The sequence below is a fragment of the Arcicella sp. GW821-FHT09D11 genome (assembly GCF_059416265.1).
Genome location: NZ_JBWKOV010000001.1, coordinates 922,794 through 938,678 on the forward strand (window position 1 = coordinate 922,794; position 15,885 = coordinate 938,678).

14 protein-coding genes are annotated in these 15,885 nt (G+C 35.9%); 6 read left to right on the forward strand and 8 right to left on the reverse strand.

Going from position 1 to position 15,885, the window contains the following annotated elements; translation table 11 throughout:
- Window positions 1-60 precede the first annotated feature (60 nt).
- From murG to guaB, 6 genes are all read right to left on the reverse strand, one after another.
- Window positions 61-1,155, reverse strand: a complete 1,095-nt coding sequence (gene murG, locus AC07N0_RS03925; protein WP_494588191.1) for an undecaprenyldiphospho-muramoylpentapeptide beta-N-acetylglucosaminyltransferase — start codon at window positions 1,153-1,155, stop codon at window positions 61-63.
- 110 nt (window positions 1,156-1,265) lie between these two features.
- Complete coding sequence (locus AC07N0_RS03930; protein ID WP_494588192.1) at window positions 1,266-2,411, reverse strand: FtsW/RodA/SpoVE family cell cycle protein; 1,146 nt, start codon at window positions 2,409-2,411, stop codon at window positions 1,266-1,268.
- 32 nt (window positions 2,412-2,443) lie between these two features.
- Window positions 2,444-3,787 (reverse strand): UDP-N-acetylmuramoyl-L-alanine--D-glutamate ligase, encoded by a 1,344-nt coding sequence (gene murD, locus AC07N0_RS03935; RefSeq protein WP_494588193.1) that lies wholly within the window; start codon window positions 3,785-3,787, stop codon window positions 2,444-2,446.
- A gap of 141 nt (window positions 3,788-3,928) precedes the next feature.
- A complete protein-coding gene (gene mscL / locus AC07N0_RS03940) occupies window positions 3,929-4,240 on the reverse strand; it encodes a large conductance mechanosensitive channel protein MscL (RefSeq protein ID WP_494588194.1) in 312 nt (103 codons plus the stop codon).
- A gap of 59 nt (window positions 4,241-4,299) precedes the next feature.
- Complete coding sequence (locus AC07N0_RS03945; RefSeq protein WP_494588195.1) at window positions 4,300-5,256, reverse strand: DUF3078 domain-containing protein; 957 nt, start codon at window positions 5,254-5,256, stop codon at window positions 4,300-4,302.
- Between the two features lie 61 nt (window positions 5,257-5,317).
- The gene (guaB, locus tag AC07N0_RS03950) at window positions 5,318-6,787 is read right to left on the reverse strand and encodes an IMP dehydrogenase (RefSeq protein ID WP_492800925.1); all 1,470 of its coding nucleotides are present in this window, start codon (window positions 6,785-6,787) and stop codon (window positions 5,318-5,320) included.
- Window positions 6,788-6,979: 192 nt separating this feature from the next.
- Here guaB and AC07N0_RS03955 point away from each other — a divergent pair, with 192 nt between their 5' ends.
- The 4 genes from AC07N0_RS03955 to AC07N0_RS03970 all read left to right on the forward strand — a co-directional run bounded on the left by AC07N0_RS03955 (window position 6,980) and on the right by AC07N0_RS03970 (window position 10,933).
- Window positions 6,980-7,885: an FAD:protein FMN transferase gene (locus AC07N0_RS03955; protein ID WP_494588196.1), complete on the forward strand. Its 906-nt coding sequence runs from the start codon at window positions 6,980-6,982 to the stop codon at window positions 7,883-7,885.
- 74 nt (window positions 7,886-7,959) lie between these two features.
- Complete coding sequence (locus AC07N0_RS03960; RefSeq protein WP_494588197.1) at window positions 7,960-8,898, forward strand: formylglycine-generating enzyme family protein; 939 nt, start codon at window positions 7,960-7,962, stop codon at window positions 8,896-8,898.
- A 230-nt stretch (window positions 8,899-9,128) separates the two neighbouring features.
- Window positions 9,129-10,448 carry a Gfo/Idh/MocA family protein gene (locus AC07N0_RS03965; RefSeq protein WP_494588198.1) on the forward strand — a complete coding sequence of 440 codons (1,320 nt, stop codon included), beginning with the start codon at window positions 9,129-9,131 and terminating at the stop codon, window positions 10,446-10,448.
- A gap of 191 nt (window positions 10,449-10,639) precedes the next feature.
- Entirely contained in the window at window positions 10,640-10,933 is a 294-nt protein-coding gene (locus AC07N0_RS03970; protein ID WP_309914853.1) for a hypothetical protein, read from the forward strand.
- A 72-nt stretch (window positions 10,934-11,005) separates the two neighbouring features.
- Here the strand turns inward: AC07N0_RS03970 and ppk1 are convergent, their stop codons facing one another.
- On the reverse strand, window positions 11,006-13,300 hold the full coding sequence (ppk1, locus tag AC07N0_RS03975) for a polyphosphate kinase 1 (RefSeq protein WP_494588199.1): 2,295 nt from the start codon (window positions 13,298-13,300) through the stop codon (window positions 11,006-11,008).
- Between the two features lie 65 nt (window positions 13,301-13,365).
- Window positions 13,366-13,854, reverse strand: coding sequence for a DUF6438 domain-containing protein (locus tag AC07N0_RS03980; RefSeq protein ID WP_494588200.1), 489 nt, complete (start codon window positions 13,852-13,854; stop codon window positions 13,366-13,368).
- 261 nt (window positions 13,855-14,115) lie between these two features.
- Between AC07N0_RS03980 and AC07N0_RS03985 the strand changes: the two genes are divergently transcribed.
- Window positions 14,116-14,715, forward strand: a complete 600-nt coding sequence (locus tag AC07N0_RS03985) for an RNA polymerase sigma factor (protein ID WP_492800932.1) — start codon at window positions 14,116-14,118, stop codon at window positions 14,713-14,715.
- Between the two features lie 216 nt (window positions 14,716-14,931).
- Entirely contained in the window at window positions 14,932-15,759 is an 828-nt protein-coding gene (locus tag AC07N0_RS03990; RefSeq protein ID WP_492800933.1) for a mechanosensitive ion channel family protein, read from the forward strand.
- Window positions 15,760-15,885: the final 126 nt, after the last annotated feature.

Here is a 15,885-nt window from a genome sequence, read left to right on the forward strand (position 1 = left end):
ATTACGATTAAGTAATGAACGAAGATTGAATAACCTTTCGCATAAAACATCCATTAGCTTTTACTTTTTAATCAACTTCAATACTTCTCCCGCTATTTCTTTGGCTGCCTCTGGTTTGGCTAACTGATGAATATTCTTACTCAAAACAGCTTGCTTTGCTTCATCTTGGAGCAAATCTATCGTTGTTTTCACAAGGGTTTCTCGGGCAGTAATATCTTTCACTAAAATAGCGGCATCATTATTCACCAAGCTCATAGCATTCATCGTCTGATGGTCTTCAGCAGCTGTAGGCAAAGGCACTAGGATAGCTGGTTTAGCGGCTAAACACAATTCTGAAACCGACAAAGCTCCTGCTCTAGAAACTACTACATCTGCCACAGCATAGGCTAAGTCCATTTCATAAATAAAATCAGAAACATATACTTGTCCTTTGAAAACACTAGCGGTGGTTTTGGCTCTTTCGATATAAAGCTTCCCTGTTTGCCAAACAACCTGATAACCTGCACCCACTAAGTTGGTCAAGCCTGCATCAATGGCTTCATTAATTGTCCTCGCTCCTTGGCTTCCTCCTATGACCAATACTGTTTTTTTATCAGCCTCTAGTCCAAAATGTTTTAATGCTTCGTCTTTTTTTGATTTTACTTCTAAAATATCTTTTCTGACAGGGTTTCCTGTCATTTTTATTTTTTCAGCCGCAAAAAAGGCATCCATTTTGGGATAGGCCACACAAATTTTTCGGGCTTTTTTAGCCAAGAATTTATTTGTAACACCGGCATAAGAGTTTTGCTCTTGAATCAGATAAGGTATACCCATCATAGAAGCCGCCAATAGCAAAGGGCCAGAAGCATATCCGCCTACACCAACCGCCACATCAGGTTTGAAATCTTTGATGATAGCTCGTGCTTCGCTTAAGCTGGCTATTAATTTCCGTGGAAAACTAAGGTTAGCCAATACATTAGAACGATTGATACCTGCAATCGGTAAACCAATAATGGGATAACCTGCCTTAGGCACTTTTTCCATTTCCATTTTTCCTTCTGCTCCTACGAACAAAACTTCAATGTCAGGATTTATTTCTTTTAATGCATTAGCAATAGCAATGGCTGGATATATGTGTCCGCCTGTTCCTCCACCAGAGATGATGACTTTTGTCATTTGAATGTTTATTAATGATGTGCTTAAAAAGTGATTGATTAGGTAATACTTTTTAGGCGATTGTATGCTAAAATATATGTTGCTGACTAAACACAAATAGCTTAGCTATCCTATAAAATTGGGTTTTTCACTTTGTCTCTACTGACTGCAATAATAATGCCTACCATTGCTCCAGTGAATAACAACGAGCTACCTCCCATACTTAGTAAAGGTAAGTTTTGGCCTGTTACAGGCCCAAGTCCTGTAGCAACGCCCATGTGTACCATGGCTTGGATGACTAAACTAAAGGTTAGTCCCGCTGAAAGCAATCCACCGAAGGCTCGTCCAGAGCTATCGACAGCTTTCATGCCTCTGTACAAAAACCAGAGGTAAAGTCCCAACACAACGACTCCACCAATCATGCCCCATTCTTCAATAATAATGGCATAAATAAAATCTGATTCAGATTCTGTCAAAAAATATCGTTGCTGACTTTTTCCCGGTCCTTTTCCTACAATACCCCCATTAGCAATGGCATAAAAGCTTCGCTCTATTTGGTAGTCAGTAGTCTGCGAGGCATCCTTGCGTTTATTTCCGTTCCAATTGCTGGCAAAGTTAATTACACGATTTCGAGCCGTTTCAATACGACTCCCCGTTCCTGTCATGACCAGCAAAGTAGCGGTAATAAAAATACCTACTAAGGCCATGAGCAAATATTGACTGGGAACTCGCCCAAAAAACATCAATAAAAAACAAGTAGTAAATAAAAGTAGAGACGTAGAAACGTTAGTAAGTGCAATGGCCGAACATACCAAAATGATTTTGATAATCATTGGTAAAATTTCTTTGAAAGTATAATTAACGTGCTGTCGCTTGGCCAGCATGGCTGCCAAGTTGGTGATTAAAGACAATTTCGCTAAATCAGAGGGCATGAAAGTTAATCCGCCTACGTGAATCCAACGATTGGCGTGATTAATTCCTTGTTCAAATTTATAGGCATAAATCAATAACACGAAAGACAGAATTACGCCTGCATTGGAATACATCGCAAAACGATGATAGTCTAATCGATGAAAAAACCACATAGAGCCAAGTCCCAACGATACCAAAATAATATGCTTGATGATATGATAAAAAATACCTCCACCATTCACCATCACCGCTAATTTTCCCGAAGCACTTGCTACTACAATGATACTTATCATTGATAAAGTAGCTACAATCGTCCATATTTGATGATCACCTTTTAGGTTATCCTTTAACCAATTTGTCACCATTTGTTACTAATATTTTTGAATGAAATTTCTCTTTAAGCAATTATCAGTGCTGCTACGGCTTCTTTGAATTGACGACCGCGGTCTTCATAATTTTTAAATAAATCAAAACTTGCACAAGCAGGGGAAAGTAACACTACGTCTCCCTGACTAGCAACTTCTTGTCCTAAATCTACGGCTTTTGTTAGGCTATCCACTGAAAAAATCAAGGGCACTTTTTTCCCGAAGAAATCTAGTAGCTTTTGGTTATCCGTACCCATACAGATTAAGGCCTTTACTTTTTGTTCTACCAAGGCTTCAATCTGACTATAATCATTTCCTTTATCAACCCCACCCATAATCAACACGATTGGCTCGTTGAAACTTCCTAATGCATAAAAAACAGAATCTACATTAGTTGCTTTTGAATCGTTCACAAACTTTACACCGCCTACTTCTCCACAAGGCTCTAGGCGATGTTCTACGCTTTTAAAAGTCTTGAGTCCTTCCGTTATTTTATCGTTTTCTATGTCTAATACCTTGGCTACTAATATAGCAGACATGGCATTAATAGCATTATGGGATCCCTTGATAGGTAAATCTGCCTGAGGAAATGAAAAATGATTACCTTGATAAGTAACCTCTATGTTTTCATCCAGAAAATAGCCTCCTTCAGCTACTTTTTCTTGTAATGAAACTGGTAGATAATTTATAGGAAATGTTTTTTTAGTCAGTTCATTAGCTAATGCTTCGCTTTCCTGATAAAAAATAAAATTATCAGTTGGCGTCATATTTTGTAATACCCTAAACTTAGAATCAATATAGTTCTGAAATTCGTAGTTATATCTATCCAAATGGTCGGGCGTGATATTCAACAAAATAGCAACATCAGCTTTAAACTCGAAGCAATTATCTAACTGGAAGCTACTAAGTTCCAATACAAAATAATCAAGCTTATCTTCAATTACTTGCTTGGCAAAACTTTCGCCAATATTACCTGCTAAGCCTACATTCAAGCCCGCATTTTTTAGTAAATGATAGGTCAAGAGTGTAGTAGTAGTTTTTCCGTTGCTACCCGTAATAGCGATAATTTTTGCTTTAGTATAACGAGACGCTAATTCTATTTCAGAAATAATAGGGATCCTGAGTGATTTTAACTTCTGAATTAATGCTACTTTATCTGGAATACCAGGGCTTTTTACTACTTCATCAGCATCCAGAATTTTGCTTTCAGTGTGTTCTCCTTCTTCAAAAGGAATTTCGTTCTGATTCAATATCTCTTTGTACTTATCTGATAAAACACCTTTATCCGACAAGAAAACCTCAAAGCCTTTTGCTTTTGCCAATAATGCTGCCCCAACGCCACTTTCTCCTCCGCCCAAGATTGCGATTTTTTTCATATTACAGCCTTTTATTAATCTCTAAAAATTCAATTTGCAAAGTAACCAAAATCTCTGCCCTCTTCTACTATTTCCCTTGTAAAAATAAAAGCCCAAAGTTATTACACTTTGGGCTTCATTGAGTGATATTAAATCACTTTATCATTTTTCGTCTATCGTTTTATCAGTTAATCCAATTTTGTTAGCAGCTTTTATAATCATAAAAATCACAAAAGCAATAATCAAAAACTGCACTACAACCTGAATAAAACTTCCGTACTTTACCTCGGCTTTGCCTACCAAGACAGACAATCCTGCGAAATGTTCACCTCCTATTGCTATTCCTATTAATGGCATCAGGATATCATCTACTAATGAAGTAACAATTTTACCGAAAGCGCCTCCGATAATTACTCCTATTGCCAAATCAAGGACATTTCCTTGCGCAATAAATTTTCTAAATTCTTTTAGCATTGTCTGAGTGTTTTTGAAAACTATAAAACGAGTTAACAATGCTAATATGGTGAAAATTCTTAAAATGTATACAAAAAGCCAAGCCCTAAATTTCTTGCCTGCTGGATTTTGGTACTTAAATCGTCGTCATACAATACAATTAAATCAAAAGTAGCACTAAAATATTTATTGATTTTCGCTGCTATTTTCGCATCTATTCTATTATCAATATGAGCCAACGAGTTGGCATTAATAAAAACCTGATGACGTAATTTTAGATTGATATTTTTGGCAATGTCTTTATCAAAATTTGAGACAATCTGGATAAGGGCAAAATCATTTCTAAATTTCGAGCCTACATGAACACCATAGGCTACTTGTAAAGCGCCAGTTACAGGGTCTCTTTCTCTTACTCCATTATCCGTAACAATTGTTTGACGGATAGCACCAGGAGAAAATACCATTCCGAAATATGGTTTGGGCTTCCATTCAAAACCTATTGATTCAGTAATATACGCAGGTGATAAAAAATTAGAAATTTTTATATCGTTCGCTGCTACATCTCCGTACTTATATCCTGAGGTAAACTGTGACTGAAAGTTAAAGACACCCACCAAAGCCCAGTAGGTGGATAATTTATGCCCAACCTTAGAATCAAAGAACAAACGATCGATGCTCTTTCTAAAACCATTTCCATTATCAAGCAAGCCATATTGCATTTGCAAATCGTTTACCCAAGTAGTCTTATCTCTGGTGTATTCTCTTTTTGTATTAAAAAAAATCGTAAAACCTGTAGCATTTTGCCCTCCGGGACTCCAATTACTAAAACCTGCATTACTGAAATTAGCACCGTATTGTGTTTTGTTTTTCCAGTACGAAGTGTCTTTTTTTATTTCTGTAGGTTTTATTTCCTGAGATTTAACTTCTTGAGGCTTTGATTCCTGAGGTTTAGTTTCTTGAGTTTTTTTATCCTGAGAAAAAGTATTCAATGAATAAAGTAGGCTTACAATAATGAATAGCAAATGTTGTTTCTTCATATAATATAATTTTTAGTCCGTTATTAATTTTTCACAAATAACGGACTAAAATAATTTATTCTTATTTGGCACTGTAGTTAGGTGCTTCTTTTGAAATAGTAATATCGTGTGGATGGCTCTCTCTAGAACCTGCTGCTGTTATCTTTACAAACTTCGCTTTTTGCATCGCTTCTATGTTTCCAGCACCGCAATAGCCCATTCCAGCCTTTAATCCTCCTACCATTTGATAAATGATTTCAGAAACCGCTCCTTTGAATGGTACTCTACCTACAATACCTTCTGGTACCAATTTCTTGATGTCGTCTTCAGCATCTTGGAAATAACGGTCTTTAGAACCATCCTCCATTGCTTCAACAGAACCCATACCGCGGTAAGTTTTATATTTACGTCCTTCAAAAAGTACTATTTCACCTGGTGCTTCATCTGTACCTGCTAACATCGAACCAATCATCACAGTACTTGCTCCACCAGCAATAGCCTTTACAATATCACCTGAAAAACGAATACCACCATCTGCGATAATAGGTACGTTTAAGTCTGCAACCGCTAGAGCTGCTTCATAAACTGCAGTTAATTGTGGCATCCCAACACCTGCAATAATACGTGTTGTACAAATACTACCAGGGCCTACACCTACTTTAATAGCATCGGCACCTGCTAACGCTAACGCTCTTGCACCATCGCCAGTAGCAACGTTACCTACAATAACCTCTAAATTAGGGAAAGTCTCTTTTACTGATTTTAATGCATCAATTACACCTTTAGAATGTCCGTGGGCAGTATCAATACTTACTACATCCACGCCTACTTTTACTAAAGCGGCTACTCTTTCTAATAAATCTGCTGTTACGCCTACAGCAGCACCTACTCTTAAACGACCTAAAGAATCTTTTGAAGCATTTGGGTGACTTTTTCTCTTCAAAATATCTTTATACGTAATTAATCCAATCAATGTTTGGTTGGCATCAACGATTGGTAATTTTTCAATTTTATATTCTTGTAAAATGCTTTCAGCATCTTCTAATGAAATTCCTTCTTTGGCAGTAATAAGATTTACTTTGGTCATTATTTCTGTAACCAATTTTGTCAAATCTTTTTGGAAACGCAAGTCTCTGTTGGTAAGGATACCAATCAATTTTCCACCATCGTTAACAACTGGAATACCACCTATTTTAAAATCACGCATGATACGATGTGCATCACCTAAGGTTTGTCCTTCAGTAAGGGTAATCGGATCTATAATCATTCCCGATTCCGAACGTTTTACTTTTCTTACTTGGGCTGCCTGTTGGGCAATAGTCATATTTTTATGAATGATTCCGATACCACCTTCTTGCGCCATAGCAATGGCTAAATCAGCTTCGGTAACAGTATCCATCGCAGCGGAAACAATTGGGGTATTTAAAACAATGTTACGAGTAAGTTTTGATTGCGTACTTGTATCTCGTGGAAGAACTTCTGAATAAGCAGGAAGAAGAAGCACGTCGTCATATGTGAGAGCTTCGAAAAGGAACTTGGATGTATCTAACATGGCAAATATCGTTGATATTGTTATTTGCAAGACAAAATTACTATCTTTTTTGTACTTTTAAAAGATTTCGATAAAAATTCTTATTAAATGATTGTAAAATTCCAATTCATGAAACTGTTTTTTATTTTTTTATTATTTCCACTAACTTATTCGTTTGGTCAATCTCTAAAATTTAATTTCTCTCAACCCAAAATGGGCTCCCCTTTTAACATTGCTGTTTACGCCAACGACTCTACCCAAATTAAAGAAGTCACGAAACAGGCGTATCTACTCGTAGATTCGCTCAACCTTATTTATAGTGATTATCTTGAAAACAGTGAGCTTAATAGGTTGAGTACAAAAGCAGGACAAAAATCTTTTACACAGGTATCGCCTGCCTTGTGGGATATCTTACAAAAATCAGTACAAGCTTCCCAGAAAAGTAATGGTGCCTTTGATATTAGCATTGGTAGCATAGTAAAACTATGGAGAAAAACCCGAAAAGATAAAATTTTACCCCAGCCTATAGCCTTGCAACAAGCCATTAAAACGGTAGGCTATCGCACTATCCAGATGAATCCTGCTAATAAAAGTGTCAGATTATCAAAGCCTAATACCTTATTGGATTTAGGCGGTATTGCCAAAGGATATATTGCACAAGTGGTTGTAGATTTTTATCGGGAAAAAGGTTTTAAAAAAGTGTTGGTAGATGCTGGAGGAGACTTAGCCATGAGTTGGGAAGGACCATCTGGTTGGAAAATCGGCATTAATGTTCCCAATTCAGAGGAACTATTACAACGATATTTAGTACTTCAAAATCAAGCCGTAGCTACGTCTGGCGATATGTATCAATATGTAACATTCAATGGAAAGTATTATTCCCATATCGTAAACCCTAAAACTGGAATGGGGTTAACCGAGCGAAAGAATGTAACGGTTATCGCACCCGATGGTGCCACAGCAGACTGGCTGGCTACTGCTTGCAGTGTATTAAGTACAAAAAAAGCATTGAAGTTAATAAAATCTATGCCCAATTGTGAAGTAATGATTGCTGAAATAAAGGATGAAAAAATCTTGAAATGGCAATCAAAAGGGTTTGAGTCCTACTTTGCCCGATAACGATTGCACAGATTAAACAGGATATGCTCAAAAAATTATTTTTTTAATTTAGCACAGCTTACTTTAAACATACTATGCAAAAAACACTCTTAATCTTTTTAATTATTCTTTTTCAAGAAACTGTTGCTCAAGATTTTAAGGCTTACGAGCAAACTATTCCGAACACTACCGTAAAATATAAAATGGTGCCTATTCCTGTGGGAACATTCACATTAGGAAGTACAGCGTCAGAACAAGGACATGAAGCCGATGAAAGTCCACAAGTAACAGTAAAAATTGAGCCCTTTTGGATGGGAGCATACGAAGTAACTTACGACGAATATCAATTATTTTTTGAGGAGGAAAGAGACCCAGAGCCTAAACCAGATGCCATTACTCGTCCTAGTCCACCTTATATAGATTTTACTTTGGGTATGGGAAAAGTAGGAGGCTTTCCTGCTAATTCTATGCAACAATACGCCGCTTTGATGTATTGCAAATGGTTATATTATAAAACAGGTATTTTTCACAGACTGCCCACCGAAGCTGAATGGGAATATGCCTGTAGAGCAGGAAGTAATACAGCTTATTTCTTTGGCAATGATGCTAACAAAATAGGAGATTATGCTTGGTTTAAAAGCAATTCAGAGGATAAATACCATCATGTAGGCGAGAAAAAACCTAATGCTTGGGGCTTGTATGATATGCTAGGCAATGTATCGGAGTGGACGCTTGATCAATATGATGAAAGCTTTTATCAGAAAATACAAGCTAATGAGGTTAATCCTTATAATACAAAATTAAAACGTTATCCAAGCACTGTGAAAGGCGGGAATTATCAAGATGAAGCCATACAATTACGCAGTGCCAACCGTCTGAAATCTGACGCCGTCTGGAACAGAAGAGACCCACAAATTCCAAAAAGTAAATGGTGGAATGCTGATTCTCCCTTCGTAGGTTTCAGAATCATCAGACCTGTAAAACAACCTACCAAGGAAGAGGTTGAGGCTTTTTTTGAAAGTGTATTGAAATAGCTTTCGGATTTCGGTCATCGGCTTTCGGATTTTAGCAATCCGCTAATGGTGTTGGATTAATTTGTATTCTTTTTATTTTATAAGAATACGTTATTAGTTAACAGCCTGTTATTTATATTCCCTAAAACAGAGACTAAACCATTAATAACCAAAAGTAGAAATCTGACATCTGAAAGCCGAAAACCGATGACTAAAATTTAAAAATTCACAATTCACAACTCTTATTTACTATGAATTTTAATAGACGAGATTTCGTAAAAAGTACCTCCATCATTACGGGTGGATTATTAACTACTCCGTTTTTATCTGAGGCTTCATTCTTCAATAGCAATTCGGATGATACGATAAAAATCGCAGTCATTGGTTGCGGAGGTAGAGGCACAGGAGCAGTAGTTCAGGCATTAAGCACTAAGCAAAATGTCAAGCTAGTAGCCATGGCCGATGCTTTCAAAGACCGCTTGAATCAGTGTTATGAAAACATAACGAGTGATGACCAAGCGCATTTAAAAGCAAAAATTGATGTACCTGAAGACCATAAATTTACAGGATTCGATGCTTATCTGAAAGCTATTCCTTTAGCTGATGTAGTGATTCTTACTACGCCTCCAGGGTTTCGTCCGATGCACTTTGAAGCAGCCGTAAATGCGGGTAAACATATTTTCATGGAAAAACCTGTAGCTACTGACCCTGCGGGTATTCAAAGAGTATTAGTAGCTGCTGAAAAAGCGAAGGCTAAAAAATTGAATGTGGTAGTTGGTTTACAAAGACATTACCAGAATTCGTACCGCGAATTGATGAAACGCCTGCAAGATGGCATGGTCGGAGACATCGTTTCGGCTTCTGCTTGGTGGAATAATGATGGCGTTTGGATGAACCCTCGCAAACCGGGACAAACCGAAATGGATTATCAAATGCGTAACTGGTATTATTTTAACTGGCTTTGTGGCGACCATATTACTGAACAACATATCCATAATATTGATGTAATCAACTGGGCGAAAAATGGCTATCCTGTAAGAGCAAGAGGTACTGGTGGTAGAGAAACGCGTAATGGAAAAGATACAGGAGAAATATTTGACCACCACTTGGTAGAGTTTGAATATGCTGATGGCACTATTTTGAATTCTCAATGCCGACACATGAAAGGCACTTGGGCTAAAGTAGACGAATTAGTGGTAGGAACTAAGGGTAAAATTCAGTTTGATGCCGCCAGAATCACTGACCATAAAGGCAACGCTTTGTATGCTTTTGATAAGAAAACTAAGGAAAATCAACCTTATCAAACCGAACATGATGAATTGTTTGAAGCCATTGCTAAAGGTGAATACAAATTTGCTGATGCCGAAAACGGTGCGAAGTCGACAATGACTTCTATTTTAGGTAGAATGGCTACTTATTCAGGACAGGTGATTGAATGGGACAAAGCCATTAATTCAGGGATTGATATTATGCCAAAAACTTTTGCGTGGGATGCTGATATGCCTTTGAAACCAGATGCTAATGGAAATTATCCTGTAGCAATTCCGGGAAAAACGAAGTATTTTTCATAACATAAAATGTAAAAACAGGACGCAATTTTATTTGCGTCCTGTTTTTTTATATCCAGCTTTATTTAAGGGTATCTCTCTTACAGAGTTTTATAAAATCTAATGCTAAGTCTTTTTCTAAAAATTTCATTATCGAAATACAAAGTGATTATTTTTATCGTTATATTTATAAATAATCTTGAAAAAATAAAACTATGGATATTTTTGATTTTGACTATAATTTTCAGGAAAACTCTCAAGGAGGAGGTAATGATTTACTATTATTGGAAGAAAAATGGCTCGGAGAATCTTTAGTTGGATATTTAGTAGAGTCACAAACACAAGATTGGCTGATTTCTTTGGTATTCGTTTCTAGAGAAACTCCTTTAAAATTTATCATCCGAAAACTAGAAAAAACTCCTTCTCAAGTAAAAATGGAGCAATACCGTTTACTTTCATCAAAAACTTCAAAACTTTTAAAACCTTTTTATAAGGGTTCATTAAATTAATTTTCAAGTAAAATTAAAGGCAACCATTTTTATCAAATGGTCGCCTTTAATCTATTATTGATGTAAACTGAATTAGACTTCAGTACTTACTTCCTCTTCAATGATCTCTTCTTCTTGAAATAATTTGGCTTCCATTACATCTGCCATACTTACTTCAAAGAATTTTTTATGAATATCAAATGCTTCAACTCCACATTCTGCTGGCGAAGCACAACGCTTAAATGAGCCATCCTCTTGCATGGTATAAGCATTTACATTGTCTTTCAAGTTCCAGTCTAAAATATGGATGGCTTGTTGTTTTACTTGAACACCATATATTTCAAAAAGCGACTCTATTCTTCTGTCAAAGCTTCTTACCATTACGTCTGCTGAACCTCCATATACTTTTGGTTCGCCATTATTATGGAAATAATAAATACGGGTATGCTCAAGGAAATCTCCTACGATAGAACGCACGGTAATGTTCTCAGACAATCCTTTTCTCTGCGGACGTAAACAGCAAATTCCTCTTACAATCAATTGAATTTTCACACCCGCTTGCGACGCTTTGTATAATTCATCAATCGTAATTTTATCTTGCAATGAATTGATTTTCAAACAAATTCCACTTGGCAAGCCAGCTTTTGCATTACTAGCTTCATGCTGAATCATTTCTACCAAACGCTTACGCATATCTCTAGGAGCAGTAATCAACCTTTCATAAGAATGCGGTTGCGAATGACCAGTAATAACATTAAAGAATTCTGAAATATCTCTTGTTAATACTTCGTCAGTAGTTAATAAGCCAATATCAGTATAAAGCTTGGCAGTATCTTCATTATAATTTCCTGAAGACAAATGGGCATAGCTTTTTACTCTGTCGCCTTCGTTTCTGATTACTTGCAACAGTTTGGTATGGGTTTTAAGACCCGGTATTCCATAAATTACAAAGCAACCTGCTTTTTGTAAGCGGAGGGCTTCACGAATATTATTTTCCTCATCAAAACGTGCCTTTACTTCAAATAATACCGACACGTGTTTACCATTTTCAGCGGCGTGCAATAGTGCCTCCGCAATACGTGAATGTTTTGAAATTCGGTAAAGTGTTATTTTAATAGCCAATACTTGTGGGTCTTCAGCGGCTTGTTCTAATAACTGAAGTACGGGCTCAAAGTTATTAAAGGGATGATGCAAAAGGATATCCCCTTGTTTCATCGTTTCGAAGATATGCTCAGGCTTTTGAGTAAGCTGACCCAACGCTGGTACAGACGCTCTTTGAACATCTTGTCTCGACTTTAATTCTGCATGCTTAATGATTTGCCAGAAGGCTGTAAAGTCAATCAGCGTACTGCTAAAAAATATATCGTTCTTTTCTAGCTTCCAACGCTTTAACATCATTTGCAACATCCACTCTGAACAACCATTTTCCATTTCGATACGGGTAACTCTACCCAAACGACGGTCTTTGATTTTTTTCTTGATTTCGTCGATAAAATCAGTTTCAGAGTCTTCATGCTCTACCACATCAAAATCACCATTTCTAGTAATTCTGAACAAGGCAACTGATTCAATTTCTACATTTTTATAAAGCTTCCAGATTTCGTGACGGATGATTTCTTCAATCGGCAGGAATAATACTTCTTCTTCACGCTCTACCACATAAAAACGTTTTAGGTTTTGTGGTATCTGAACAAAACTTATTTTTCTGCTTTCATTAATATTGCTTTCAGTACGTTCTCCTTCGCTTTTAGTAACTACTCCGAAAATCAAGGTTTTACCAAGTAAACTCGGGAAAGTATGCGTATGGTCGAAAACCATAGGCGTAAGCATTGGGTAAATAGTACGATTGAAGTAATCAAGGACTTGTTCCATTTCCTCATCATTGAGGTCATTCAGCCCGACTACTCTAAAGCCATTTTCCACAAATTCTGGGAACAATTCTTCGTTATACAACCTTTGTGTTTCTGATACAAAAGATTGTGTAGCAGCCATTAACGTTTTTTTGAAAGGTAATTCTCTCAGACCCGAATAGTCTGTACGCTCTTTACCATAATCGATATAGTTATACAACGACCCTACACGAATTGTAAAAAATTCATCAAGGTTTGAAGCAGTAATCGCTAAGAATTTTAATCTATCGAAAATATTTCTACGTGTATCTCTAGCTTGATCAAGAACTCTTTCATCAAATTTCAACCAACTTAAATCACGACTGATATAATCAGACTTCTCAATAACGTCATATGACTTATTAATGACCTTTTCGAGACGACGTTTCTCTTCGGGTGTTTGCTTTGTATTCATAAAATTGTTTAGAAAGGAAAAAAGATTCCCCACAAGAGAATCCTTTACTCTACTGCGTTTTCTGTATTTGGGAATTGCACTCATGCCTCAACAAAGTTAAATCTAATAAGAAGATATCCTTATTATAAAATTATTAAATTTCAAGCTATCTATTTTTTAACTTTTATCTCGTCAGATACTAAATCAACAAGGAGTTGCTCTAATTGTTTTAGTTCCTCTGGACTTCCATGATAATCTTTAATTTTCAGCGTCTTGGCCTTATCAGTAAAAGAAATATATGTAGTGGGCATATCAGTAATATGAGCACTATATTCAGTTTTGAATTCAAAAAAATTAGCTGTTCTAAATTTATCGACAAGCTCTTTTACTTTTCCTTTTGGTAAAGACTTTGAAGATACGCCTATTTTATCAACAAATCTTTCACCTTCATAAACTAAGCTATCGTTTTCAAATACAGTCATTTTAAATACTGGGCACGTTCCATAACATGGAGTTTTACTTAAAGTAAAAATAATTTTGGCTGGTAAATCGGTATTTAACGACGATTGCTCAGTATCTGACGATGTCCCTTTTTGGGTAGCTTTACAAGCTCCTAGAAAAAAGGCACTTAATAAAAAAAAACTTAAGAATAATTTCATGTGCTGTAGGTATTATCATATAAATTTCAACGCCTTTGGTATTAAAAATATTATATAAAACCTTGCGATTTAGCTAATTTAAGGCTTTTCGCTTTTTAAATATATACTAGAAAGTAAATATTTTTTGTTATTTTCGTATTCCAATAACACACAGCGTCACTGCCCACCAAAATTCCTCCTGAAAGTATAAGACCAACAATCGCATTGGTTAGTCACCAAATACGATTAATAATTCATTTATAGCATTTAGCTTTAGTATTAATGAACCTTAAAAAATTAAGTGACGAACGATTAGTTTCCCTGTTTATTGAAAGTCAAAACAATAGCTATTTCGAACAATTATATGACCGTTATGCTGATAAAATCTATCGCAAGTGTTTATCTTTTGTAAAAGATGAAGCCAAAGCAGAAGATTTTACGCATGATATTTTCATGAAACTTGTTTTGAATATTGGTTGCTATAAAGAAACTGCTAAATTTTCAACTTGGTTATATTCTATTACTTATAACTACTGTATCGACCAATTAAGGATTTCAAAACGCTATAATGAACATCTGATTGATGAAAATTTTGATTTGATTGATGATGACGAGGATGCTGAACTAGCAGAAATGGAAGACCATCGACTTCGGAAAGCACTTCAACAAATTGTTGCAGAGGATAAATCTATTTTGATGATGAAGTATCAAGACGAAATGAGTATCAAAGATATTTCTAACACCTTGGATATTTCTGAAAGTGCCGTTAAGATGCGTCTATTAAGAGCAAAGGATAAGCTAAAAAAGGCCTACTTAGAAAGTTTATTTTTCTGGGGAGTTATTATCACAAAGGCTATCCATGTCCTCTTTAATCATGAATAACAATCCATTAAAAAATATCGACGCTGAAAAAAAGATTCCACCTCATGTCAAGGCTGCACTGGTAGCCGAGATAGAGACAATAAGAGTCACGTCTGTACTGATTGAGTTATTTGTTGGGAATTTTATCAATACTTTAACAAAGTCAATCGATATAAATACTGAACAAGAACAATCCGAGATTTAACCATTTCTTTCTTATTGCAAATATTTACCATTATGCCTAACATTCAAGACATCCTCTTACAGACTTTTCAAAAACTTTTAGAGCAATTATTTCTATTTACCCCTAAGGTACTTGGCGCACTCATTTTGTTGATTGTGGGTGTTGTTGTCGCTAAAATAATCACTAATGTGTTACAAAAAGGACTTGAAAAAACTGGGTTTGATAAATTAGGAGATAAACTGAATGAAATAGATATTATCAAACGTTTTGGATTAATAAAACTAAGTGCCTTTGTCTCAAAAACACTTTATTATTTCATTATGCTAGTGTTTCTGACAGCAGCTACAGAGACCCTAGAGATGAAGGTATTGACTGATATGGTTGCTTCGTTGGTCAGCCTTATTCCTAAGCTAATTGCTTCGGCTCTTATGCTTTTAGCAGGTGTTATGATTGCCGATGCCCTTAAAAACTCTGTGATAAATGTTTGTAAATCATTGAGAATAGCATCTGGAAAACTATTAGGTAATATTGTTTTCTTTTTCTTCTTGGTAGTGGCATTGATTGCCGCTTTGAAACAAGCTGGTATTGAGACCAGTTTATTGGAATCTAGCTTCAACCTCATCATCGGTGGAATTATCTTGTCATTTGCTGTAGGTTATGGCTTGGCGTCAAAAGATGTACTCGCCAATATTTTGTCAAATTTTTATAGTAAAAATAAATTCAAAGAAGGACAAACAATTATCCTCGATGGCGTAAGAGGACAAATAGTTGCGATAGATAATACTTCAATCACGCTACAAACAGGCGAAAGCAATACTGTTTTTCCACTGAGTATTTTACAAAATCAGAAAGTAGAAATCATACCAATGACTACTATTTAATTGTTATGCAATCATATTTTGAAATCTCCAAAACCTATGATAAGGCTTTGGAGATTTTTTTATGACTGCCTGTAATGGGCTAATAAATGTTTTTTGAGAAATCTATCTGCCCTATAATAAACACAC

Excerpts from the sequence above, each read along its gene's own strand:
- murG (WP_494588191.1), bottom strand. The coding sequence starts at position 1,155 with ATGACAAAAGTCATCATCTCTGGTGGAGGAACAGGCGGACACATATAT.
- AC07N0_RS03930 (WP_494588192.1), bottom strand. The coding sequence starts at position 2,411 with ATGGTGACAAATTGGTTAAAGGATAACCTAAAAGGTGATCATCAAATA.
- murD (WP_494588193.1), bottom strand. The coding sequence starts at position 3,787 with ATGAAAAAAATCGCAATCTTGGGCGGAGGAGAAAGTGGCGTTGGGGCA.
- mscL (WP_494588194.1), bottom strand. The coding sequence starts at position 4,240 with ATGCTAAAAGAATTTAGAAAATTTATTGCGCAAGGAAATGTCCTTGAT.
- AC07N0_RS03945 (WP_494588195.1), bottom strand. The coding sequence starts at position 5,256 with ATGAAGAAACAACATTTGCTATTCATTATTGTAAGCCTACTTTATTCA.
- guaB (WP_492800925.1), bottom strand. The coding sequence starts at position 6,787 with ATGTTAGATACATCCAAGTTCCTTTTCGAAGCTCTCACATATGACGAC.
- AC07N0_RS03955 (WP_494588196.1), top strand. The coding sequence starts at position 6,980 with ATGGGCTCCCCTTTTAACATTGCTGTTTACGCCAACGACTCTACCCAA.
- AC07N0_RS03960 (WP_494588197.1), top strand. The coding sequence starts at position 7,960 with ATGCAAAAAACACTCTTAATCTTTTTAATTATTCTTTTTCAAGAAACT.
- AC07N0_RS03965 (WP_494588198.1), top strand. The coding sequence starts at position 9,129 with ATGAATTTTAATAGACGAGATTTCGTAAAAAGTACCTCCATCATTACG.
- AC07N0_RS03970 (WP_309914853.1), top strand. The coding sequence starts at position 10,640 with ATGGATATTTTTGATTTTGACTATAATTTTCAGGAAAACTCTCAAGGA.
- ppk1 (WP_494588199.1), bottom strand. The coding sequence starts at position 13,300 with ATGAGTGCAATTCCCAAATACAGAAAACGCAGTAGAGTAAAGGATTCT.
- AC07N0_RS03980 (WP_494588200.1), bottom strand. The coding sequence starts at position 13,854 with ATGAAATTATTCTTAAGTTTTTTTTTATTAAGTGCCTTTTTTCTAGGA.
- AC07N0_RS03985 (WP_492800932.1), top strand. The coding sequence starts at position 14,116 with ATGAACCTTAAAAAATTAAGTGACGAACGATTAGTTTCCCTGTTTATT.
- AC07N0_RS03990 (WP_492800933.1), top strand. The coding sequence starts at position 14,932 with ATGCCTAACATTCAAGACATCCTCTTACAGACTTTTCAAAAACTTTTA.